The organism is Jannaschia donghaensis (assembly GCF_001403795.1).
Taxonomy (GTDB): Bacteria; Pseudomonadota; Alphaproteobacteria; order Rhodobacterales; family Rhodobacteraceae; genus Jannaschia; species Jannaschia donghaensis.
The window spans coordinates 69,300-90,950 of the sequence record NZ_CXSU01000011.1 but is presented as its reverse complement, the minus strand read 5'-3'; the positions used below and the strand labels follow the sequence as shown (position 1 = coordinate 90,950).

Sequence of the window (21,651 nt, the reverse complement as noted above, 5' to 3'; positions counted from 1 at the left end):
TCAGCTCCGGTCCGTAGCGAGGCGGAAGGCGAAGAAGGCGAAGAACAGGCCCAGTGTCCCCTCGATCCAGCGGCGCGCGCGACCGTAGGCGGCGCGCATCACGGTGGAAGACAGGAAGATCGCCCAGCCCGAATGGACAGCCGCCGACAGTGTCACCGACCCGGCGACGAAAAGGGCAACGACCGGCCATGGCGCATGCACGATGCCGCCGAGTGCGGCGATGGCAAGCCAGAACGCCAGCGCTTTGGGGCTTGAAAGGCTTACGGCAAGCGCCGTTCGGTATCCGCCCGCACCGCCCGCCCGCAGAGGAGGTGTCTTGGAGGTCGCCCGGCGAAACGCATTGAAGGCGAGCCAAGCCAGATAGGCGGCCCCCGCCAATCGCAGCGCCCAAATCCCCTCGCTGAGCGCCGTCGCCGCAGAAGCCAGGCCGAGCGACACAAGGAGTGCGAGGATGCCTGCCGCAGTCGCGGTTCCGGCCGCGGCGCGCAATGCGCCCGCCCGATCGCCCGTTGCAGCGCTTCCAAGGATGACGGCCACGACGGGGCCGGGCGTCAGGCAGGATACGAGCTGAATGCTCCAGGCCGCGAAAAGACCGGGAAGGTAGAATGCGATGTCGTTCATGGTTCCACCTTGCCCTTCTCGGGGTGACCGCCCGGTTCCAGCGGCGTCGTCGGAACCGGCGGGGTCGGGCGACGTCGCGACAGGAAAATGGCTTCCAGCGGTGCGCGCACCATGTTGTCCAGCGCGCCTGTAAACAGGATCACGAGGGCTTGGATCACCAGGATCATCTCGCGCGTCATGCCGTTCATCTCGAACGTCAACTCAGCCCCACCCTGGTAGAGCGCGCCGAAAAGCAACGCGGCAATGAACACGCCGACGGGATGCGACCGGCCCATCAGGGCCACCGCGATGCCGACGAAGCCCGCGCCCTGCACCGGGTCCAGAACCAGACGCTCCGCTTCGCCCATGGTCGCGTTCACGGCCATCAACCCGCACAGTCCACCCGAGATGAGCATCGCGATCATCGTGATACGTATCGGGGAGATGCCGGCATAGACGGCCCCCGGCTCCGATTTGCCGAAGGATCGGATCTCGTACCCCAGGCGGGTGCGCCAGATCAGGAAATAAACCGCGACGCAGGCCACGATGGCGACGAAGAAGCTGATGTTGAGGGGGGTGGAGCGCGAAAACCCCAGCCACGGCAGCACGTCGTAAGCGTTGGGCAGGCGCGCGCCCTCGACGAAGCGTGCGGTTTCGGGACTGGCGCTGCCCGGCACTTTCAGGACGTTTGCCAGAAGGTAAACCATCAGGGCGCTGGCGATGAAGTTGAACATGATCGTCGTGATGACGATGTGGCTTCCGCGTTTGGCCTGCAGATAAGCCGGGATCGCGGCCCATGCGGCCCCGAACAGCGCACCGCCGACCACCGCCGCCGGCAGGGCCAGCGCCCAGTGCGGCCAGTCGATCGCCAAGGCCACCAATGCCACGCCAAGCCCGCCCAGCGCCGCTTGGCCTTCTCCGCCGATATTGAACATTCGTGCGTGGAACGCGACGGCGACACCCAGGCCGGTGAAGATAAAATTGGTCGCATAGAACAGCGTGTAACCCCAGCCATAGGCCGACCCGACGCTTCCATTCACCAAAATATAGAGCGCCTCGAACGGGTTCTTGCCGATCAATGCAACCACCAGGCCCGATACGATCAGGGCCAGCAGCAGATTTATCAGGGGCAGCAGGACGATGTCGGCCCACTTCGGCAACGCGTCGTTCATGCCGCATCCTTTCCGGTCATGCCGGCCATCATCAGACCCAGTTCGCGTTGATCCGTTTCAGACGGCAGTCGTTCGCCCATGATGCGACCGTCGAACATGACGGCGATGCGGTCTGACAGGGCCATGATCTCGTCGAGTTCGACGCTGACCAGCAGGATCGCCTTGCCCTGATCGCGCAGGGCGATGATCTGCTGATGGATGAATTCGATCGCTCCGATGTCGACCCCGCGCGTCGGTTGCCCGATCAACAGCAGGTCGGGGTTCCGCTCGATCTCTCGGGCCAGAACGATCTTTTGCTGGTTGCCGCCCGAGAAGTTCTTGGCGGCCAGGGTCGGGTCTGGGGGGCGCACGTCGAACCGCTCCATCTTGCCCTCGCAATCGGCGCGCATCGCCTTGTGATCCATCAAAAGGCCCGGCGCGAATTTTGGGTCGTCGTGATAACCGAAAGCGACATTTTCCCAGGCTGCGAAGTCCATGATCAGCCCCTCGCGTTGCCGGTCTTCGGGCACGTGGGCGATGCCGCGCGCCCGCCGGGTCCGCGCGTCGGACGCGTTGCCGGTCAGGTCGATGGGGATGCCGTTCACTCGGATCGTACCGGTGCCGCGCGCATAGCCGCCCAGCACTTCCAGCAGTTCGGATTGTCCGTTGCCGGACACGCCGGCGATGCCCAGCACCTCGCCCGCGCGGATTTCCAGGTCGATGCCGCGCAGACGCTCGACCTTCTGATCGTCGATCACGCGCAGGTTTTCGACGTGCAGAACGACCTCGCCGGGCTTGGCCGGTGTCTTGTCGACACGCAGCAGAACCTTGCGGCCCACCATCAACTCCGCCAGTTCTTCGGGCGAGGTGTCGGCCGTCTTTACCGTCGCCGTCATCTCGCCGCGACGCATCACGCTTACCGTGTCGGTGATCTCCATGATCTCGCGCAGCTTGTGCGTGATCAGAACGATTGTCTTCCCCTCGTCGCGCAGACCCTTGAGAATGCGGAAAAGGTGGTCTGCCTCGGCCGGGGTCAGGACGCCCGTCGGTTCGTCCAGGATCAGGATATCGGCTTCGCGGTAGAGCGCCTTGAGGATTTCCACGCGCTGCTGCTGGCCCACGCCAAGATCTTCGATGATGGCGTCCGGGTCGACGTCCATCTCGTAGTCGGCCGCCAGTTTCTTGAGCAGATCCCGCGCCTTGGCCAGCGACGGCTTCAACAACGCGCCGTCTTCCGCGCCCAGGATGATGTTCTCCAGCACGGTGAAATTTTCGACCAGCTTGAAATGCTGGAACACCATTCCGATGCCCGCATCGATGGCGGCCTGGCTGTCGGGGATTTCGGTTTTCCGGCCCCCGATGAAGACTTCGCCGGAATCGGCCTTGTAGAACCCGTAGAGGATCGACATCAGCGTCGACTTGCCGGCCCCATTCTCTCCGATGATGCCGTGGATCGACCCGCGCTTCACCTGGATGGAGATGTCTTTGTTGGCCTGCACCGGGCCGAACGCCTTGGAGATGCCGCGCAACTCGATCGCCAGTGTCTCGTCCATGCCGGCCCCCGGATCGTCATCGTGAAACGGGGCCCGACCGGGCCCCGTTCTGTTCTGGTGCGTCGCGCCTCAGTAGGCGGGGCAGCTGCTGTCGGTGGTGAAGTCGTGGACTTCGATCTCGCCGGCGATGATCTTGGCCTTCGCCTCCTCGACGGCGGCAACCATCTCGGGGGTGACCAGATCGGCGTTGTTTTCGTCCATGGAGAAGCCGACGCCTTCGTTGTCGAGGCCCATGACCTGAATTCCGGCCTCCAGCTCGCCTGCGGCGGCCTGGGTGAAGGTATCATAGACCGCGTTGTCGACACGCTTGACCATGGAGGTCAGGACTTCGCCGGGGTGCAGATAGTTCTGGTTCGCATCCACACCGATCGACAGGATGTCCGCATCGGCGGCGGCCTGCAGCACGCCGATCCCGGTGCCACCGGCGGCGGCGAAGACCACGTCGGAGCCTTGGCTGATCTGGCTGCGCGTCAGCTCGGCACCCTTGACCGGGTCGTTCCAGGCGGTGGGCGTCGTGCCGGTCATGTTGACGATGACGTTGGTGTCCTCGCTCACCGCTTTGGCACCCTGGGCATAGCCGCAGGCGAACTTGGAAATCAGGGGCACGTCCATGCCACCGATGAAGGACACGGTGCCCGTCTCGGACGCCAGTGCGGCCATCATACCGACCAGGTAGGAGCCTTCATGCTCCGAAAAGACGATGGATTTCACGTTGGGCTGATCGACGACCATGTCGACGATAACGAAGTCGGTGTCGGGATAGTCGGGCGCGACCACTTCCAGGGTGGAGGCGTTGGCGAAGCCCAGTACGACGACCGGGTTGGCCCCACGCTCGGCCATGCGGCGCATGGTTTGCTCGCGCTGCGCTTCGTTGGCCAGCTCGGTCTCGGCGTATTCGCCGCCCGTTTCCTCGACCCAGCGTTGGGCACCGTTGAAGGCGGATTCGTTGAACGACTTGTCGAACTTGCCGCCCAGGTCGATGACGAGGCCGGGGCTGGCCGAATGGCCGTCGGCGAAGGACATGCCGGCGGTCAGCGCGATGGTCGCCACGGCACCCATAAGGGTCTTGTTGATGGTCATTGATCTCTCCCGTCGAAGGGCGCGTTTGGCCGACATCCGGCCGCCGCACCACGATTGATGCGAAAGATAAGGCCGCAGGGGGGCGAGAACGTCAACCTGTTGCAAGGCGGTTTGACCCGATGTCAGAGCGCTCTGCGCAGGATTAACGCGTCGATGCCGCCGTAATAGCCGGGTCTGCGTCCCGCCACGTGCCATCCCGTCGAATCGTAGAGTGCACGGGCCGCGGAATTGTCCTCCGCGACCTCCAGGAACGCCTGGGATGCGCCGCGCCGCCGGGCTTCGGCTGCGAAATCGTCGACCAGGCCGCGCCCAACGCCACGTCCCCGCCCGGGGCCGTCCACCACGATGGTCAGAAGCTCCGCCTCGTCCGCCACGGCACGTCCGACGACGAAGCCGCAAGTCGTCGCGGCGACAAACACCAGCGGATCATGGAGGATGTCCTGGAACCCATCGACCGACCAGCGGGCGGCCCCTTCGAATGCGGCCGCGTGCAGACGCGCCATCTCATCGGCGGTCACGGCAGGATCACGGGCGGCGGGTCCGATGCCGGCGCGGCATCCGCGGGACGCATGTAGACGGGGGCGGGTCGCGCGCGGCCGGGGGCGGCGCGGTCCGCCGCGATCCGCGCGATCTCCACCGCCAAGTCGGGCGTTTCGGCCAGTGGCCGACCCGACGCCTCCGCGATCCGCGCGGCAGCCGGGCCGGTCAACGGCGCGTGCCAATTCGGGGGGACGACGTCGCCCAGCAGGATTTCGGAGCCATAGGCGAAATGCACACGGTCGCGCGGCGCGTCCAGACAGACGATCACGTCGCGCCCGGCGGCGTAGGCCTCGGGGGCGGTCACACCCTCGACCGGGATGCCCAGCCCCAAGCCCAGCCCGCGTGCGCCCGCCACCGCGATGCGAACGCCGGTGAAATTGCCCGGCCCGGTCCCGACGCCGATGACATCCAAGTCGGACCAGGCGTGGCCGGCTTTGGCCAGCACGTCTTCCAGCAGTGGCATCAGACGCTCGGCCTGGCCCTTGCGCATGGACTCGAACGCGGTGGCCAGAACCCGGTCACCCGACAGCAAAGCGGCCGCGCAATGCGCGGCCGACGTATCGAAAGCGAGGGTGAGGCGGTCAGACACCGACGGGACGGACTTCCAAAACTTCGGGAATGTAATGCCGCAGCAGATTCTCGATCCCCATTTTCAGGGTCATCGTCGACGACGGACAGCCCGCACAGGCCCCCTTCATCTGCAGATAGACGACGCCGCGCTCGAACCCGTGAAAGGTGATATCGCCGCCGTCCTGCGCGACCGCGGGACGGACCCGCGTGTCCAGAAGTTCGGTGATCTGGCCGACGATGGCGCTGTCTTCCTCGGAATGGTTCGCCTCATGCGCCGCCTCGGCGGCGCCTTCCATGATGGACTCACCCGATTGGTAGTGCTCCATGATCGCGCCAAGGATGGCGGGCTTCACGTGGTCCCAGTCGGTCCCTTCGTCCTTCGTAACGGTCACGAAGTCATTGCCGAAGAACACGCCGGTCGTGCCCGAGATCGCGAAGATGCGCTTGGCAAGGGGCGATTTTCCCCCGGCGTCGGCGGTCGGAAAATCGGCGGTGCCCGCCTCCAGCACGGTCTGGCCGGGCAGAAACTTGAGCGTCGCGGGGTTCGGCGTCGTTTCGGTCTGGATGAACATGGGGCACCTCCGGTGTGTCGATCCCAATGTGAGGGTTCGGGGCGACGCTGTCAATAACTTGGAACGATTCTAATATGTCTGGCGAGCGGGAGTTTCGGAGCTGCTCAGGCGATGCCCTCCAACTGCTCCTTGGAGAGATCGCCCGGGACGATGGTGATCGGCACCGGGAGAGAGCCCGCGGACTTCGTTAATTGAGTGACCAGCGGTCCGGGCCCTTTCCCGTCGGCGCTGGCCCCCAGGACCAGGACCCCGATCTCGCGATCCTCGCGCACTTGGGCCAGGATTTCGGTCACCGGCTCTCCTTCGCGGATCACCAGGTGCGGGTCCAGCCCGTGCTTGTCACGCATCCATTTCGCGAAGACTTCGAAATGGGCCACGATACGCTCCCGGCTCTCCTCGCGCATGATGTCGCCGACGCCGATCCAGTGGTTGAACTCGTCGGGCGGAATCACCGACAGGACTTCGATGCCGCCGCCGGTGTGTTCGGCGCGCAGTGACGCGAACCGCATCGCATTCAGACATTCGCGGCTGTCGTCCAGGATGACGAGGAACTTGCGCATTTGGGGCCCGATTGTCGTTTCCGTGGTCTTCAGCATTGCCTGCCGGATGCCACTGTGTCCACCGCGTTACCGCCGCCAGTCAGATCGCGCGCATCACGCTGCGGACGGCCAGCGACCCGATGCGTGTGCCCAGGATGACCGCGATCTGCGCCGCCGTCAGCCAGATCAGGATCAGCGTTCCGGTGGCCGCGCGGCTGACCCGCAAGGTGGCGCGGAACACCCGGCTCTTGCCCAGTACGGCGAAGGTACGTGTCGTGCGGGGGCCCGCCGCTTCGGCCACGCGGGCCAGTCGCGTCGCATCCGCCGGTGTATCGACGAACCGGGCCAGGCGCAGCGCCTCCGCCGTCGAGGTTGCGGCCCGCACGCGGCCAAGGTCGGCGGCCAGCGCGCCCATTCGCGCCAGGGCTGCGCCGTCGGTCACGTCTTCGATCCGCGCGGTGCCCAGCACGAAATCGTCCACACGCGCCCACCGGATCGGCACGCGGATGAAGCGCGTCAGCTCGGGCGTGATCGACCCGATGCGGCGGGCAAGGCGCAGCAGGGTCGCGCCCGCCTTCACCGTCACCGACGATCCGCCCGAGACGAGGACCGCGCCCGTCGCACCCAGACCGACCAGGGCCAGTCCCGCGTCCACTTCGTCGACCTCCTGCCCGACGGCGAAGGCGAACGCGGCGCGGCGCAATGCGTTCAGGTCCCCCAGAACCGTCATTTCGAAGGGAACCGCGCAGAATGTCAGATGCGACAGGCTGGAACAGGCGGAGGTGTCGGCCATGCAGACCGCGCAGTCGACTGCGACCGACAGCGTGTCCGTTTCGGCCGCGATCATAGCGGTCGCAGCCGTCGTATCCACGTCGCGCCCCAGGTCCTGCGCAAGCCCGATCAGCATCGTGGCCCGGTCCGCGTCGCGGGCTGCGACGGCTTGCGTCAATGCCGCTTCAATCCAGTCGGCCGTCGCCGCGCGATGCACCTGCTGTTCCAGCGTCAGCGCCAGGTCGCCCGCCGACCGTTCCACGAAGGGGGCGGCCAGCGGATTGGCCTGCAGCGCCCAGAGCAGGGCACCCAGTGTCGCCACCAGCGGCAGGGCCGCCAGCAGGCGACGGATCATGCGACGGAAAGTGCCCAATCCCAGTACATCTCCCGCGTTCTCCGGGTGACGGGGCCGACCTGATACTGGCGGTCATCGAAGGCCGTGACCGGCGTGACCTTGGTCAGGTTGCCCGACAGGAAGACTTCGTCCGCATCGCGGAAATCCTGGAACGACAGGACCTTTTCGTGCACTTTCACGCCGTCGGCGCGCAGGTTGGCGATGTGGCGCGCGCGGGTGATCCCGGCCAGAAACGTGCCGTTGGGCACCGGGGTGAACACTTCACCGTCGCGCACCATGAACACGTTTGACGTCGCACTTTCCGCCACGTTGCCCATGACATCCGCAGACAGGGCGTTGCCGAAACCCTTGGCTTGCGCCTCGGCCAGCATCCGGCCGTTGTTGGGATACAGGCACCCGGCCTTTGCGTCGCAGACGGAGCTTTCCTGCACGGGGTGCCGGAACCGCGTTTCGGTCAGGGTCGTGGTGCGGTCGGGCGCGTGCATCGGCACTTCCTCCAGACAGATCGCAAAACCCGTCTCGGCCTTCGACGGCACCAGCCCCAGCTCGCTTCCGTGAATGCCCCAGTACATCGGTCGAATATAGATCGCGGCGTCCGGCGCGAAGCCCTCCAGCCCTTCGTGCACAAGCTCCACGATCCGCTCCGGTGCCATCGTCGGCTCCAGCATCAGCGCTTCGGCGGAACGGTTCACGCGGGAGCAATGCTTGTCCAGATCGGGCGTCACGCCTTCGAACCGGCGCGCGCCGTCGAAGACCGAGCTGCCCTGCCACATGCCATGATCGGCGGCCCGCATGACCGGCACGTCGCCGTCGTGCCAGGTGCCGTCATAATAGGTGCGGATCACTGTGCCGAACGCCATCGAAACCTCCCGTCTGGTATCGAGGCGACCCTAGGGATGGGGCGGCGTGGCGTCCAGCCGACGCTTGTGCGCGGGGACAGCCGTGCAAGAAAGGGCCATGATCGCGCAATCGCCCACCGCCCTGGTCCTCGGGGCCGCCGTCCGTCCTGATGGAACGGCGTCGCCCACGCTCCGGCTGCGGGTCGGTCACGCGGTTGATCTGTTCGATGACGGCCGGGTGGGTCGCATCTGTCTGACGGGCGGCCAGGGCGCGCACGGCGCCCCCGAAGCGCATGTCGCCCGCGATCTGGCGTTGTCGCGAGGCGTGTCGATCGAAGCCCTTCTGGTCGAAGACCGCTCCACCACCACGGTCGAAAACCTGATCTTCGCGCACCGTCTGGTCATCGGGCCAGTCATTCTCGTCTCAAACCGCTGGCACCTTCCGCGTGCGCGATTGATTGCCGGGATCATCGGGATGGCCGCCACGGTTTCGGGCCCGCGCGGTGCTCTCTCGCTCCGAAAGACGATGGCGGCGATCCTCCGGGAGGTCGCCGCCACGCCGCTCTCGGTCGTTTGCGCGCTCAGGTGGGCGCGTCACAACGGACGGTGACGAAGCCGCGTCCCTTGACCGCTTCGGGCCAGCTCAGGCGGACCGATTGGCGATCGCCCCCGACCTGCCCCGCGGCATGGGGGGCAACGAAGACCGTCGCATTGTCCGCCCGTCGAATCGCACCGTTCGCCATGAAGGCGGTCACAACCTTCGCCTGCCCACGGAACGGCAAATAGTCGGTCAGATCGGTTTCCCATGTGGCCTGTGCCGATCCTTCGTCGATGGGCACGGTGATCGGGTTCTGGAACTGCTTGGCGACGGCGTGGAACGTGTTGGAATGAATGTTGATGTCGGTGAACCGACCGTAATCCAGTTGCGCGTGCGTGGTGTCCACCAGATCCACCCGGTTCAGCGCCTGACCCCGGATCGTTTTGAAGGTATTGCCCGTGACCGTCATCCCATTGATATAGTGTCCCGGTCCAAAGGGCTTGATGTGCAACGGCGCATAGCTGCTGGGCACGTTGGAGGAGAAGATGATGTTGCCCACGATCATCAGCCCCCCGAACGAAAACTCGCTGGCGAAATCGGGGTCGCCGTCGTGTTCGTTCGTCCACTCCAGATAGGCGTTGTCGATGTAGTTTCCGACCACGACCGTCTTGGCCTGCGCCTTCGCGAATACGATACCGGCGGTCCGGTTTCCCAGAATATCGTCGTCGCCCTGGAAGAAATGGTTGCCAGTGACGATGTGGCCTGACCCCCCGATGACGGCGAAATGCCGGAATTTCACCGCGCGGTTGTTGCGGATCTTGGTGTCGTTCGCGTTGACGTTAAAGCCGATGGTCTCCCGCTGCTCCACGTCCTTGGATTGCTCGGTCGACAGGAACTGGCATCGATCGATCAGCAGGCCCTGGCATCCGACACCGTGGCTGGTGATGCCGCGATTCTTCGGCCCGTTGATGAAGCAATCCTTCACATGGAAAATGATCCCGGCCGGCGGTAGCAGGATGCCCGATGCGCGTCCCGCCATGAGGATTTCGACATCCTGCAGCGTGAATCGCTGCAACACGTCGAACCCGCTGAAATCCAGCGCATAGCGAAACCGCCGGAAGGTATAGATCTGCCGTCCCGGTGCGCCCCAGAGCGCGGCGGATAGCGTGATCCGCCCCCCGTCCACGTCCTTGGCCAGGACATATATTTCCCGTCCCACACCCTGCGGCCCTTCGACCAGCGATCCGACCTCGATCTGGGCGATGTTGGCCACGTTCGTCAGAACGCGCGGGTCGTCGGCGTCGAAATCCGCGCCGCCCGTGACGACGCCGGTGGTCCAAGCCGGGCTGTCCTGAATATCCAGCTGGCCGTTCTTGATTGACCGCTGGTTGGCATAGGTCCGCTTGTCGAAGACCGCTGCCTGCACATCGATGGGCCGCGTCAGCTCGATCCGCCGTCCCCGCAGGTCCAGCGTGTCGTGGTCGGTGAAATTGAACAGCGCCTGGATGCCGCGGCGAAAACCTTCCTCCTCGTCCCCGCCGAATGCGTCGATATAGGCGTTGATGTCGAAGTTCCGTACCAGGCTCAGGCGCTTGGCGGCGGGCATCCTGCAGCTGCCCTCGAACCGGACGGGGCTGTTGAACGTGACATGCTCATTCAGCCAATAGGTCCCGTCCGACACCAGCACGGTGCGTCCGTCTGCGGCCCTGTCCGCCCGCTCGAATGCGGCGCTGTCGTCGGTCGTCCCGTCGCCCGTCGCGCCGTAATCACGCACATCGACCACGTCGATCAGCCCGCCCAGGAATGCGCCCGTGACATCCTCGACCTCTATATCATCGATCCGCACGACCCCGCCATTCGACCCCAGAAGGTCAAGGCCGATATGAACGTTTGCCGTGCGGTCGTCGAAAGTCAGGTCCACGCCGCTGCGGTTGGACGTCGCGAAGATCACGCTGACCGTTTCCACCCGGCCATAGGATGTCAGCTCGATTTCTGGCCCCGACGTCGCCGGTCCAAACACGATGTCCCCGTTTGCGAAGACGGGGGTCGCCGCCGCACGGACCCGCGGCAGGTTCCCCGACACCGCCTTCACCCGGATCGTGACCCGCAGATAGCACCCGGGGACGACGCCGGTATCGCCCATCCATCGCACCTTCTGAAGGCCGCTGGTCTTGAGCAGTTCGAGGCAGCCGCCAAAGTCCTGATCGGCCGCGACGATCGCGGCGTTCGACGCAGTGGCATAGGTGTCCGATCCGGCCAGACCGTCCTGGCTCGACCAGACGGTCAAACCGTCGGCGAACGGCGGTGGTGTCAGTTGCAGTCCCTCGGTGATCACCTTGTTCATGTCGTCCCCTTCGGCGTCGCGCCAGTGCTTCGTGATTGCGGCCCAAACGAAAAGGACCGCCCTGGCCTTTGGCCGGGACGGTCCTCGTCTGTGAGTGTGCGGGGTTCCCCCGCGAGGGGCGACTCAGTGCCCCCGATGCGGTACAACCTGCCGGGAAACGATTAACGACGGGTTAAGGTCAATCGCGGCCTTCAGACACCCACTTCGGGCGCTTCCAGGATCTGCACGCCCGCGATCTTCCAGCCGTCGGCTGTCTCCACCATGGTGTAGCGCAGCTTGTGCAATCGCCCGAACCCGTCGGTGATCAGCACATCCTGACGCCACAGCGCGCCGGCGTCATCCACCCCCAGGTATTCGACGGTGCCGGGCTGCCAGACCATCGGGTATCCGCGCCGGACCATCAGACCGAAATTGTCCGCGGATCCGAACATGCCTTGGATATTTGGCGCCGCATAGGTGAAGGCGGTGCCGAAATCGTCGACCTTGAACGCCTCGATCTGCGACCCGATCACACCTTGGATCGCACTTTCGTCGGCCAGCGCCGGCCCCGCCGCCAGCGCCACCGATATCGAAACAAGCAGTCCCTTCATCTTCGCGTCCTCCATCAACTAATTAATTTGATGCTAGAACACTTCAGGTGTCGGACAATGCGCCGCGACGCCTCAGCCCAGCTCTCCGGCCAGCGCGCGGTCGATCAGATCGGCCGTCTCCGCCACACCATACAGCGCGATGAATCCGCCGAAACGCGGTCCCTGATCGGCACCCAGAAGCACCTGATACAGCGCCTTGAACCAGTCTCGCATGGGGTCGAACCTGTCCCGGCCGACGTCATAGACCAACCCTTGCAACGCTTCGTCGGTGACGTCCCCGTCCCAATTTCGCAATCCGTCGCGCAGCGCTTCCAGCGCCGCACGCTCGGGCTCGGTCGGCGCGCGATAGACTTTCGTCGGCTTCACGAAATCATTGTAATACCGCACCGCACCCGCCGCGGCCGCGTCCATCTGGGGGTTGGCGGAGGGGGAGGCATCGGGCGCATAGCGATTGATGAAACCCCAAAGCACGTCCTTATCCGAGGCCCCCGACACGCTGGCGATGTTCAGCAGCATCGTGAAGGGCACCACCATGTCCGATGCGGGGACGTCACCGCCGTGGATATGGAACACCGGGTTGTTTGCCTGCTTTTCCGCGTCCTGATCAGGGTAGGCGCGCAGCTGCTGGTGATATTCGTCGAACGCCTTGGGGATCACGTCGAAATGCATCCGCTTGGCCGTCTTCGGCTTGGCATACATAAAATACGACAGCGACTCCGTTGCGGCGTAGGTCAGCCATTTGTCGATACTGATGCCGTTGCCCGACGACTTGGAAATCTTGTGCCCCTCGGCATCGAGGAACAGCTCGTAGGTGAAATTCTCCGGGGCCGTCCCGCCCAGCGCGCGACAGATCCCACCATAGATCGGCGTGTTCGCAGCATGATCCTTGCCGTACATCTCGAAATCCACGCCCAGCGCGGCCCAGCGCGCGCCGAAGTCTGGCTTCCACTGGAACTTCACGTTCCCGCCCGTCACCGGCAACGTCCATTCGCGCCCGTCTTCGTCGTCGAAGGTCACGGTGCCGTCTTGCGCATCCACATGCTTCATCGGCACATAAAGGACGCGCCCGGTCTCGGGGTGGATCGGCAGGAAGATCGAATAGGTCTGACGCCGCTCCTCCCGCAATGACTTCAGCATGATCTCCATCAGATCGTCGTATCGCTCCGCCGCACGCCGCAGCACCGTGTCGAACCGGCCCGAGCCATAGAATTCCGTCGCCGAGATGAACTCGTATTCGAAGCCGAACGTGTCCAGGAACCGCCGCAGCATCGCATTGTTATGCGCGCCGAAGCTGTCGTGCGTGCCGAACGGGTCGGGAACGCGCGTTAGCGGCTTCTGCAGATGTTCGCGCAGAGCCGCTGGGTCCGGCACGTTGTCGGGCACCTTGCGCATCCCGTCCAGATCGTCGGAAAAACAGATCAGCCGCGTCGGAATATCCGATATGACGTTCAACGCGCGGCGCACCATCGTCGTGCGCGCGACCTCACCGAACGTCCCGATATGCGGCAGGCCACTGGGCCCGTATCCCGTCTCGAACAGGACATGATCCTTGCCGGCACTCTCCACCCGTTTCAACAGCTTGCGCGCCTCTTCGAAAGGCCAGGCCTTCGATGTCATCGCAGCGTCGCGCAAACTCGTCATGGGGGCATCCTCGGGGTTAAAGCCGACCTCACCTATTGTGACGGTGCGACCCCGTCAATAAATCCCTGTGGCAAGGAGCATTCAATGACCGACCACAGTTTTTCCCCGCAGGATGCGCTCGTCGCGCTGATGATCACGGTATCCGCGTCGGATGCCACGATCCGCACGTCCGAGCTGCTCACCATCCAGTCCATCGTGAACCACCTGCCAATTTTCGCGGGCTTCGACGAAGATCGGCTGGAAGGCATCGCCCAGACCGTCTTCGACCTGCTGGAGGAGGAGGACGGGCTGGACGCCATCATCGGGCTGATCAAGGAGAGCGTCCCCGACACGCATTACGAGACGGCCTATGCCCTCGCCTGCGATGTTGCGGCGGCAGACGGCAAGGTATTCCAGACCGAGTTGGAGCTTTTGCGCGAAATCCGCTACGAATTCGAGATCGATCCGCTTCACGCCGCCGCGATCGAGCGCGGGTCGAGGGCCAGGCACCTCACGCTCTGAGGCGATGCCTCGGCCTCACAGCCCGCCGTCCGAAGCGGCAAAAACCGCTCCGCCGGCCTTCGTCAGGTGCCTTAGCCGACAGTCTTCGCTTCGCGGAAAGACAGCAGCCGCCGGCTCTTTTCGTCCCACAGATGCAGCCGCGCATTCGCGAAGCTTTCACGGATGGTCATCTTGTTCACGGTCGAAAGCCCCGCGTGGTCCCGCATTACGTCCGGTAGGCGATAGAAGGGGATGCGGCTGTAGAGGTGGTGGACATGGTGGATCCCGATGTTCGCGCTCAGCCATTGCAGGACGGGGGGCAGCACATAATGCGACGATCCGTGGAACGCGCTTTCGTGCAGGTCCCAGTCCGCATCCTCGTCCCAGCGGGTCGTTTCGAATTGATGCTGCACATAGAACAGCCAGACCCCGGCCGTTCCGGCCAGCAATGTCGACGGCACGAAGATCAGCAGAACCGGCATCCAGCCGCCGAAATACACCACCAGGCTCAGGGCCGCGATGATCGCCGCGTTGGTGTACATCGCGCTCAGCCAATAGCGCGCCTGCGCCATCAATCCCATCGGCAGGCGGTTTTGTACGAAAAACAGATAGCCGGGCCCAAGGCCGAACAATACGACGGGATGCCGATAGGCGCGATACTGCAATTTGCGCAACGGCGACAGCGCCCGGTATTCCGCCACCGTCAGGGTGGAAATCTCGCCCAAATCGCGGCGTGCTAGGTTACCTGTTCCCGAATGGTGGATCGAATGGGCCCGCCGCCACACGTCATACGGCGTCAGCGTCAGCACCCCAAGCACCCGGCCGAGCCAGTCGCTGACGGCGCGGCTTCGGAAGAAGGCCCCGTGACCGCAATCGTGTTGGATCGCGAAAAGCCGAAGCAGAAACGCTGCGTTGCAAAGCGAAATCGCCAGTGTCAGCCATGCGCTGATCGACAACGCCCACCACGCCAGCGCCCAGAGCGCGACGAAGGGTACGACGGTCACAGCCACTTCGAACCAGCTGCGGAAAGTGCTCGGGTCGCGGTATTCCGACAGGACCTTGATCCAATCGCGCGCGGCGATCGGGCCGGGACCCTGAGGATCCGGTGAATTTGCTTCGGTCATGCTCTGCCCATTCTAATCGTTGCAAACTTGATAGCGGAATTTGCCATCGGGGCAACGCCCAAGGTGCGGGGGACGCCGGCCCGGACCGATGCGTTTCGTCGCATGCGGATCCAGCCGGGAACGCCTGCGTGGCATTCCATCAGCGGACCATGCCGACGATATCGTAGACCTCGCGCAGGACGGGCACCGAAATTTCCCGCGCCCGCTCCGACCCGCGGGTCAGGATGCGATCGATCTCGGCCGGGTCGCGCATCAGGCGCGCCATTTCCATCGACACAGGGCCCAGCTTGGAGACGGCAAGGTCCGCCAGATCCTGCTTGAAATGACCCAATTGCCCGCCCGCCTTCTCGGTCAGGACGGCATCGACCGAACGGCCCTCCAGCGCGGCATATATGTTGACCAGGTTGCGAACGTCCGGCCGCCCCTCCAGGTCCTCGACCGCGCCGGGCAGGGGATCAGGGTCGGTCTTCGCCTTGCGAAATTTCTTGGCGATCGTGTCCGCATCGTCGGTCAGATTGATCCGGCTCGCCTCCACCGGGTCGGACTTGGACATCTTCTTTGTCCCGTCCTTCAACGACATGATCCGCGTTGCCGTGCCCTCGATGACCGGCTCGGTCAGGGGGAAGAAATCGACGCCGTAATCGTGGTTGAACTTTGCGGCGATGTCGCGTGTCAGCTCGATATGTTGTTTCTGATCCTCGCCCACCGGCACGTGGGTCGATTTGTAAAGAAGGATGTCCGCCGCCATCAGCGCGGGATAGGCGAACAGCCCCAGCGACGCCGCCTCCGCGTTCTTGCCGGATTTGTCTTTCCACTGGGTCATCCGACCCATCCAACCCATCCGTGCGACGCAATTGAAGATCCAGCCCAACTGGGCGTGTTCGGGCACCTGGCTTTGGTTGATCAGGATGCTGCGCTCGGGGTCGATGCCGCTGGCCAGGAACCCGGCGCACAGCTCGCGGGTGTTGTGGCGCAGGGCATCGGGCGTCTGCGGCACGGTGATCGCATGCAGATCGACCATGCAGAACAAGGTCTCGTGCGTGCCGCGATCCTGCCAGTCGACGAATTTGGTGATCGCGCCCAGGTAATTGCCCAGCGTCAGCCCACCCGACGGCTGGATCCCGGAAAAAATGCGCGGCGTGAAGGTCGGCGTCTCGGCCATCGGTCTGTCCTCGCGGGGCTGGTCACGGATCGGCCCATCGCTTAGCCACCGGGGCAATCCCCGTCAACGAGGCCCGCCATGATGGACCCCCGCAACCAGAGCCCCTTCAACACGCTGCCCCCCGTCGTGGTCGCCCTTGCCGTCGTCGTCATCGCGATCGAGCTTCTGTTCCAGGCTGGTACGGCCGGCTTCATCGGCGGTCGGGAGGCGGTGGGCTGGCGTCTGACGGCCCTGCGCGACTGGGCCGTGATCGACAGCGTCTGGTCATGGATGTGGGAAAACCGCAGCTTCCCGCTGCGACAGGTGGTACGGGTTTTGACCTATCCGTTCTTGCACGGCAGCATGGTTCACGCGGCCTTCGTCGCGGTCTTCGTCCTGGCGCTCGGTAACGCGGTCTCGCCCGTCTATCCCAATCTGCGGGTGCTTTTCATCTTTTTCGGCGCGGCGACCGGCGGGGCGCTGATGTATCTGATCCTGTTCGACGCGGCCTCGCCGTTGTTCGGGGGGTATCCCGCGGCCTATGGCCTGATCGGGGCATTCACCTATCTGACGCAACGGGGCCTGACGCGCGCCGACCCGAAAAAGGCATGCCTGCTGATCGGTTTTCTGCTGGCGATCCAACCGGTCTTCGGCCTGGTCGCTACGCGCGGGTTCGGATGGCTGCCGGATTGGACGGCCGATCTGGGCGGGGCGGCCACGGGGTACGCGCTGGCCGTGCTGCTGTTCCCTGGCGCACTTGCGCACCTGCGCCAGCGCTTGCGTCAGCGCTGACGCCGCAGGGCCGCCTTCAGCTCGGCCAGCCGCACGGCCCCGACCAGTTGCGCGAACCCGAAATACGACAGGATGCCCATCCCGACCAGCACCGCCAGCGCCAGCCCGCGCCAGGTGCCGGCGAACATCGGCCCCAGGATCAGCATCGTGATCCACAACACGAACCCCATAAGCACCGCCGCCAGGACGATGCGCCAGGCCCGCGTCCGCGCGCGGTCGTCCAATGTGGCAAGGGCCCCCAAGCCGCGGACCCCGCGCGCCAGAAGAACGACCATGCCCCAGGCCGCGAGCGTGGTTCCAAGGGCAGCGGCGGGCCAGCCGATCACCGGCGACAGCCCAAGCGCGACGACCGCGTTGATGACAAGAGAGACGACGGCAAACCGCAGCGGGCTCCGCGTGTCTTCGCGCGCGAAATAGATCGGTTGCAGCACTTTCTGAAGCACGAAGGCCGGCAGGCCCACTGCATAGATCATCAGCGCGATGGCCGTCGCCGCCGTATCGTCCGCGTCGAAGGCCCCCCTTTCGAACAGGACCGAAACCAGCGGCAGGGGCACCACCAAGAGGGCAACCGCCGACGGGATGGTCAGAAGCCAGGAAAACTCGAACGCGCGGGAATACGCGTCGCGCTGGCCGTCCTCGTCGCCCGCGCGGACGCGGCGCGACAGGTCGGGCAACAACACGACGCCGATGGCGATGCCCACAACGCCCAAGGGCAGCTGATACAGGCGGTCAGCGTAGTTCAGCCAGGCGACCGCCCCGTCGAAATAGCTGGCCACCTGACGCCCCACCAGCAGGTTCACCTGCACCACGCCGCCGGCAAGCGCCGCAGGGGCCGCGATGACGAGCAGGCGTTTGAGATCCTTGGTCAGGCGTGGTCGACGGCGCGGCAGCAGGCGATGCCCCGCACGGGCCGCGGCCCACCACACCAGAGCAAGCTGCGCGGCACCGCCCACCGGGACGGCCCAGATCAGCGCACGGCCGAAGATCAACTCGGGCACTGGCGTTGCGTAGGGCACCAGCCAGGGAAAGAACCACACCAGGGCGACGGCAGCGACGAAGACGATGTTCAGCAGCGCCGGGGCCGCCGCGGCCGCAAGGAAACGACCGTTCGAATTGAGCACGCCCGACACCAGGGCGGCCAGCGAAATGAGCAGGATATAAGGAAACGCGATCCGACCGTAAAACACCGCGAGGGAGAAGCGGGCGTCGTCGGCGAACCCTGACGCCATAGCCAGGACCAGCGCGGGCATGAACACAATGCCGACCACCGAAAAGAGCGTCAGGATCATCACCATGCCAGCAACCGCGTCGCGGGCGAAGGCGTCGGCTTCCGCGCCCTCCGCCTCCAGCTTCTTTGCGTAAAGGGGGACGAAGGCCATGTTGAATGCGCCTTCGGCGAAGAACCGTCGGAACATATTGGGCAGGGAAAACGCGACGAAAAACGCCTCTGCCGCGACGCCGGTGCCCAGAAACCGCGCGATCAGGATGTCGCGCACGAAGCCCAGAACACGACTGAGCATGGTCCAGCCGCCGACGGTGAGGAAGCCTTTGATCAGGCGGGGGGCCATGGGGGTCCTGACGTTCGGGGGTCAATTTCGCCCTCGGTATAGCGGTCGCAGGCCGGCTGTATAGGGCGTCGGATTTCAAAGGAAGGAACGGGGGATCCGCGTCACCCATATCGAATCGCACCGTTTGCGAAACCAAGAGGGAATTTGTGCGCCTGTGCGGGGGCGGTTCAAATTGGCCTGTCGGAAGACTGTCGGTTCGCAGCGAACGTCCTGACTGAACCCATTCCAACTGATGCTGCGACATTGATCAATGTCGGCTTCAGTGGCAGATGGCATATCAGGTCAAGAGAACGTGATCGTGATTTATTCTTTAGTGTCTCTGTTTGGTTTGATATTTGCTCCGCTTCTGGCTCATCTTCGCGGTTGGAAGCCAGCTGCGTTATTCTTTGCCGCTGCGGTCGTCTACGGAGCTTTTGGGGCCGCCAGCTTTGCGCAAGTCCAGTTTGTTCCAAGCCAAATCAAACAAACAGAGCCCGCGTATCACGACACCTACTATGTTGTGAGCCATGGTTATTTCACGCTGAACCTTGGCATCGCAATGGCGGTCTTCGGGGCGATAACTTGGGTGCAAACGCGGTGCGGCGCGATGAGATATCCAACCCTGACCAAGATCCTTTTCTGGGTTTTGCATATCGCGCTAATCGGCAGCACCGCGTTCCAAGGGGCGCTCGCCTTCATCCTGCCAGACCGGCGCAGATACATCGACTATCCAGAGCTCATGGAAACCTACGTCCTAACCAGCTTGTGGTCAGGATTTCTGTCACAAATGGCTTTGCTCGGCCTTCTGGGCCTACTACTTTGGTCAATCTTAGAAAGATGGCTGGGTAGGTAGGTCTCGCATTACAAAAGCAGGCCTTGGCGCAGTCGCAGCGAAATAGCGCTTCGTCCGCAAAGCGGACACACACGAACTAGCGTCCCGTCTCCACCCGCCGTCGCATCACCACATCGCCCGATCCCGCTCCGTTTTCGCCGGCGGCAATCCGGGCGCAGGCCTGTGTCAGCGGCTCGTAGGCGACGGCCATGTGGTGGGCGTTCGCGTGGAGTAATGTCGTGTCGTCAGACATGAAGCCGACGTGGCCCTTCCAGAACACGAGGTCGCCGCGCCGCGCGGGCTCATCGGGGTGCAATTCGCGGCCCACACCCCGCTGCTGATCGCTGTCGCGCGGGCAATCGTGGCCACAGGCAACCAGCGCCATCTGCACCAGACCCGAACAATCGATGCCCCAGCGAGACGACCCACCCCAAAGATATGGTGTGCCCAGAAACATGTCCGCCACGCCCACCGGGTCCGAAAACCGGGCGCGCAGGCTTTGAAGGTGCCCCGTCGGGATGAAGTGACCAGTCGAAATTTTCTTGAAATCGCCAAGATCCGAGGTGACGCGGACGTGGCTGCCGAAAAAGATCGCGACTTCGGGCGGGGCCTTGAGCCGGGCCTTGGGATAGAGATGCGTGGCGGGGGCGGCGACCCAATGCGTCGCCGCTTCCTGCCGGGTCAGGGCCCCGGCGATGACATAGCCGCAGTATCCGTCGCGCAGGGATTGACCGAAGGCAAAGCCGTCGCGTTCGTCGATGACGCGGAACGCCTCTCCGAAGAGAAGCTGGCTGGAGCGTTCGCCGCGCGGGCTGTCCGACAGGTTCACCAGGGGCTGCTGTACCGTGCGGACCGTGCCTTTGACATAGCGGGTCGCCTCGACCAGCCCGCGCAATTCGTACGCGGCGGCATGGCCGTTGGCCGGCGTCATTCGTGGGTCGTAGGCCGTCATGCGAGGACCTTGGGCAGCGCGTCGAAGATCGCGCGCGCGGCCATGCCGACGCCACCCTTGGGGCGGGCGGGCGCGGCCGTCGGGTTCCAGCCGTAGATATCGAAATGCGCGAAAAGCGGCGTATCGCGCACGAACCGGTCGAGAAACAGGGCGGCGGTGATGCTGCCCGCGAATCCGCCCGACGGCGCGTTGTCCAGATCGGCGATCCCCGGCTCGATCATCGCATCATAGGGGCGGTGCAGCGGCATCCGCCAAAGGGGGTCGCGCACGCGCTTGCCCGCCTGCGCCAGCGCCATCGCAAGCGCGTCGTCGTCGGTGTAGAACGGGGCAAGGTCGGGCCCGACGGCCACGCGCGCGGCACCGGTCAGCGTCGCCATGCAGATCATCAGGTCGGGCGGCGTCTCGTCCGCCAGGGCCAGCGCATCGGCCAGCACCAGGCGACCCTCGGCATCGGTATTGTTGACCTCCACCGTCAGGCCGTTTCGCGCGGTCAGGATGTCGCCGGGCCGAAAGGCGTTGCCCGCGACGGCATTTTCCACCGCCGGGATCAGGACCCGAAGGCGCAGCGTGGATCCGGTCGCCATGATCATATGGGCAAGGCCCAGCACCGTCGCGGCCCCGCCCATGTCCTTCTTCATCAGGCCCATCGATGCGCCGGGTTTCAGGTTCAGGCCGCCGGTGTCGAAACACACGCCTTTGCCCACCAACGTGACCTGCGGCCCGTCCGTCCCCCAGGTCATGTCGATCAAACGGGGCACGCGGGTTGCGGCACGCCCCACCGCATGGATCAGCGGGAAGTTCTGCGTCAGCAGATCGTCGCCTTCGGTCACGTGCAAAGTCGCCCCGTGCGTGGCGGCCAGATCGCGCGCGGCCTGTTCCAACTCGTCCGGGCCCATGTCGGATGCGGGCGTGTTGATCAGGTCACGCGTCAGGAACTCGCCCGCCGCGATCGCCTCCAGGCGGGCGGCGTCGATGCCCTTGGGCGCCTTCAGATGTGCGCCGTCGGTGGCCTTGCCCTTGTACCGGGTGAAGCCGTAGCTCGACAAAAGCCAGCCAAGCGCCGCCTCCTCCATCTCGTTGGCCGTCAGATCACCGTCGAG

Annotated in this window: 22 protein-coding genes; 4 read left to right on the top strand and 18 right to left on the bottom strand. The window is 64.6% G+C overall.

All coding sequences use genetic code 11. The features are described from left to right. The 10 genes from JDO7802_RS04845 to JDO7802_RS04800 all read right to left on the bottom strand — a co-directional run bounded on the left by JDO7802_RS04845 (window position 1) and on the right by JDO7802_RS04800 (window position 8,591). Window positions 1-621, bottom strand: coding sequence for a LysE family translocator (locus tag JDO7802_RS04845; RefSeq protein ID WP_055083225.1), 621 nt, complete (start codon window positions 619-621; stop codon window positions 1-3). Beyond that, window positions 618-1,772, bottom strand: a complete 1,155-nt coding sequence (locus tag JDO7802_RS04840; RefSeq protein ID WP_055083223.1) for an ABC transporter permease — start codon at window positions 1,770-1,772, stop codon at window positions 618-620. Before JDO7802_RS04840 ends, JDO7802_RS04845 begins: the two co-directional genes overlap by 4 nt. Beyond that, window positions 1,769-3,304 (bottom strand): ABC transporter ATP-binding protein, encoded by a 1,536-nt coding sequence (locus JDO7802_RS04835; RefSeq protein WP_055083221.1) that lies wholly within the window; start codon window positions 3,302-3,304, stop codon window positions 1,769-1,771. Before JDO7802_RS04835 ends, JDO7802_RS04840 begins: the two co-directional genes overlap by 4 nt. 69 nt (window positions 3,305-3,373) lie before the next feature. After that, window positions 3,374-4,384, bottom strand: a complete 1,011-nt coding sequence (locus tag JDO7802_RS04830) for a BMP family lipoprotein (protein ID WP_055083220.1) — start codon at window positions 4,382-4,384, stop codon at window positions 3,374-3,376. A 122-nt stretch (window positions 4,385-4,506) separates the two neighbouring features. Further along, window positions 4,507-4,902, bottom strand: a complete 396-nt coding sequence (locus JDO7802_RS04825) for a GNAT family N-acetyltransferase (protein ID WP_055083218.1) — start codon at window positions 4,900-4,902, stop codon at window positions 4,507-4,509. Then, window positions 4,899-5,513 carry a tRNA (adenosine(37)-N6)-threonylcarbamoyltransferase complex dimerization subunit type 1 TsaB gene (tsaB, locus tag JDO7802_RS04820; protein ID WP_055083216.1) on the bottom strand — a complete coding sequence of 205 codons (615 nt, stop codon included), beginning with the start codon at window positions 5,511-5,513 and terminating at the stop codon, window positions 4,899-4,901. Before tsaB ends, JDO7802_RS04825 begins: the two co-directional genes overlap by 4 nt. Beyond that, window positions 5,506-6,066, bottom strand: a complete 561-nt coding sequence (locus JDO7802_RS04815; RefSeq protein ID WP_055083213.1) for a NifU family protein — start codon at window positions 6,064-6,066, stop codon at window positions 5,506-5,508. The genes tsaB and JDO7802_RS04815 overlap by 8 nt, the downstream gene beginning before the upstream one ends. 104 nt (window positions 6,067-6,170) lie before the next feature. Then, a complete protein-coding gene (locus tag JDO7802_RS04810; protein WP_055084714.1) occupies window positions 6,171-6,626 on the bottom strand; it encodes a universal stress protein in 456 nt (151 codons plus the stop codon). Between the two features lie 79 nt (window positions 6,627-6,705). Further along, the gene (locus JDO7802_RS04805) at window positions 6,706-7,731 is read right to left on the bottom strand and encodes a hypothetical protein (protein ID WP_055083211.1); all 1,026 of its coding nucleotides are present in this window, start codon (window positions 7,729-7,731) and stop codon (window positions 6,706-6,708) included. Further along, window positions 7,728-8,591, bottom strand: a complete 864-nt coding sequence (locus JDO7802_RS04800; protein WP_055083209.1) for a branched-chain amino acid aminotransferase — start codon at window positions 8,589-8,591, stop codon at window positions 7,728-7,730. Before JDO7802_RS04800 ends, JDO7802_RS04805 begins: the two co-directional genes overlap by 4 nt. A gap of 97 nt (window positions 8,592-8,688) precedes the next feature. Here JDO7802_RS04800 and JDO7802_RS04795 point away from each other — a divergent pair, with 97 nt between their 5' ends. Then, complete coding sequence (locus JDO7802_RS04795; RefSeq protein WP_055083207.1) at window positions 8,689-9,180, top strand: YdcF family protein; 492 nt, start codon at window positions 8,689-8,691, stop codon at window positions 9,178-9,180. On the opposite strand, the gene JDO7802_RS04790 is transcribed toward JDO7802_RS04795, so the two are convergent. The 3 genes from JDO7802_RS04790 to JDO7802_RS04780 all read right to left on the bottom strand — a co-directional run bounded on the left by JDO7802_RS04790 (window position 9,152) and on the right by JDO7802_RS04780 (window position 13,683). Further along, window positions 9,152-11,452 (bottom strand): glycosyl hydrolase family 28-related protein, encoded by a 2,301-nt coding sequence (locus tag JDO7802_RS04790; protein WP_055083205.1) that lies wholly within the window; start codon window positions 11,450-11,452, stop codon window positions 9,152-9,154. The two genes, JDO7802_RS04795 and JDO7802_RS04790, sit on opposite strands and share 29 nt — an antisense overlap. A 191-nt stretch (window positions 11,453-11,643) precedes the next feature. Beyond that, entirely contained in the window at window positions 11,644-12,042 is a 399-nt protein-coding gene (locus JDO7802_RS04785) for a DUF4864 domain-containing protein (protein WP_055083203.1), read from the bottom strand. 72 nt (window positions 12,043-12,114) lie between these two features. Further along, window positions 12,115-13,683 (bottom strand): lysine--tRNA ligase, encoded by a 1,569-nt coding sequence (locus tag JDO7802_RS04780; protein WP_055083201.1) that lies wholly within the window; start codon window positions 13,681-13,683, stop codon window positions 12,115-12,117. An 84-nt stretch (window positions 13,684-13,767) separates the two neighbouring features. Here JDO7802_RS04780 and JDO7802_RS04775 point away from each other — a divergent pair, with 84 nt between their 5' ends. Next, window positions 13,768-14,184 carry a tellurite resistance TerB family protein gene (locus tag JDO7802_RS04775; protein ID WP_055083199.1) on the top strand — a complete coding sequence of 139 codons (417 nt, stop codon included), beginning with the start codon at window positions 13,768-13,770 and terminating at the stop codon, window positions 14,182-14,184. Window positions 14,185-14,255: 71 nt separating this feature from the next. On the opposite strand, the gene JDO7802_RS04770 is transcribed toward JDO7802_RS04775, so the two are convergent. Both JDO7802_RS04770 and trpS read right to left on the bottom strand, forming a co-directional pair. Beyond that, entirely contained in the window at window positions 14,256-15,287 is a 1,032-nt protein-coding gene (locus tag JDO7802_RS04770; protein WP_055083197.1) for a fatty acid desaturase, read from the bottom strand. Window positions 15,288-15,426: 139 nt separating this feature from the next. Then, entirely contained in the window at window positions 15,427-16,449 is a 1,023-nt protein-coding gene (gene trpS, locus JDO7802_RS04765; RefSeq protein ID WP_055083195.1) for a tryptophan--tRNA ligase, read from the bottom strand. 78 nt (window positions 16,450-16,527) lie between these two features. Here trpS and JDO7802_RS04760 point away from each other — a divergent pair, with 78 nt between their 5' ends. Further along, window positions 16,528-17,220 carry a rhomboid family intramembrane serine protease gene (locus JDO7802_RS04760; protein WP_055083193.1) on the top strand — a complete coding sequence of 231 codons (693 nt, stop codon included), beginning with the start codon at window positions 16,528-16,530 and terminating at the stop codon, window positions 17,218-17,220. Here JDO7802_RS04760 and murJ read toward each other — a convergent pair. After that, window positions 17,211-18,788: a murein biosynthesis integral membrane protein MurJ gene (gene murJ / locus JDO7802_RS04755; RefSeq protein ID WP_055083191.1), complete on the bottom strand. Its 1,578-nt coding sequence runs from the start codon at window positions 18,786-18,788 to the stop codon at window positions 17,211-17,213. The genes JDO7802_RS04760 and murJ overlap by 10 nt on opposite strands. 250 nt (window positions 18,789-19,038) lie before the next feature. Between murJ and JDO7802_RS04750 the strand changes: the two genes are divergently transcribed. Beyond that, window positions 19,039-19,620 carry a cbb3-type cytochrome c oxidase subunit I gene (locus JDO7802_RS04750; RefSeq protein WP_144430527.1) on the top strand — a complete coding sequence of 194 codons (582 nt, stop codon included), beginning with the start codon at window positions 19,039-19,041 and terminating at the stop codon, window positions 19,618-19,620. A gap of 76 nt (window positions 19,621-19,696) precedes the next feature. Here JDO7802_RS04750 and JDO7802_RS04745 read toward each other — a convergent pair whose 3' ends face one another. Further along, complete coding sequence (locus JDO7802_RS04745; protein WP_055083188.1) at window positions 19,697-20,551, bottom strand: C40 family peptidase; 855 nt, start codon at window positions 20,549-20,551, stop codon at window positions 19,697-19,699. Next, window positions 20,548-21,651: leucyl aminopeptidase family protein (locus JDO7802_RS04740; RefSeq protein ID WP_245624114.1), on the bottom strand; the 1,104-nt coding region annotated here is incomplete at its 5' end. The genes JDO7802_RS04745 and JDO7802_RS04740, both read right to left, overlap by 4 nt.

Coding starts and splice junctions, on each gene's coding strand:
- murJ (WP_055083191.1), bottom strand. CDS start 18,788: ATGGCCCCCCGCCTGATCAAAGGCTTCCTCACCGTCGGCGGCTGGACC.
- JDO7802_RS04790 (WP_055083205.1), bottom strand. CDS start 11,452: ATGAACAAGGTGATCACCGAGGGACTGCAACTGACACCACCGCCGTTC.
- JDO7802_RS04840 (WP_055083223.1), bottom strand. CDS start 1,772: ATGAACGACGCGTTGCCGAAGTGGGCCGACATCGTCCTGCTGCCCCTG.
- JDO7802_RS04785 (WP_055083203.1), bottom strand. CDS start 12,042: ATGAAGGGACTGCTTGTTTCGATATCGGTGGCGCTGGCGGCGGGGCCG.
- trpS (WP_055083195.1), bottom strand. CDS start 16,449: ATGGCCGAGACGCCGACCTTCACGCCGCGCATTTTTTCCGGGATCCAG.
- JDO7802_RS04830 (WP_055083220.1), bottom strand. CDS start 4,384: ATGACCATCAACAAGACCCTTATGGGTGCCGTGGCGACCATCGCGCTG.
- JDO7802_RS04795 (WP_055083207.1), top strand. CDS start 8,689: ATGATCGCGCAATCGCCCACCGCCCTGGTCCTCGGGGCCGCCGTCCGT.
- JDO7802_RS04805 (WP_055083211.1), bottom strand. CDS start 7,731: ATGATCCGTCGCCTGCTGGCGGCCCTGCCGCTGGTGGCGACACTGGGT.
- JDO7802_RS04845 (WP_055083225.1), bottom strand. CDS start 621: ATGAACGACATCGCATTCTACCTTCCCGGTCTTTTCGCGGCCTGGAGC.
- JDO7802_RS04760 (WP_055083193.1), top strand. CDS start 16,528: ATGATGGACCCCCGCAACCAGAGCCCCTTCAACACGCTGCCCCCCGTC.
- JDO7802_RS04800 (WP_055083209.1), bottom strand. CDS start 8,591: ATGGCGTTCGGCACAGTGATCCGCACCTATTATGACGGCACCTGGCAC.
- JDO7802_RS04745 (WP_055083188.1), bottom strand. CDS start 20,551: ATGACGGCCTACGACCCACGAATGACGCCGGCCAACGGCCATGCCGCC.
- JDO7802_RS04775 (WP_055083199.1), top strand. CDS start 13,768: ATGACCGACCACAGTTTTTCCCCGCAGGATGCGCTCGTCGCGCTGATG.
- JDO7802_RS04750 (WP_144430527.1), top strand. CDS start 19,039: ATGTCGGCTTCAGTGGCAGATGGCATATCAGGTCAAGAGAACGTGATC.
- JDO7802_RS04810 (WP_055084714.1), bottom strand. CDS start 6,626: ATGCGCAAGTTCCTCGTCATCCTGGACGACAGCCGCGAATGTCTGAAT.
- JDO7802_RS04770 (WP_055083197.1), bottom strand. CDS start 15,287: ATGACCGAAGCAAATTCACCGGATCCTCAGGGTCCCGGCCCGATCGCC.
- JDO7802_RS04835 (WP_055083221.1), bottom strand. CDS start 3,304: ATGGACGAGACACTGGCGATCGAGTTGCGCGGCATCTCCAAGGCGTTC.
- JDO7802_RS04815 (WP_055083213.1), bottom strand. CDS start 6,066: ATGTTCATCCAGACCGAAACGACGCCGAACCCCGCGACGCTCAAGTTT.
- JDO7802_RS04780 (WP_055083201.1), bottom strand. CDS start 13,683: ATGACGAGTTTGCGCGACGCTGCGATGACATCGAAGGCCTGGCCTTTC.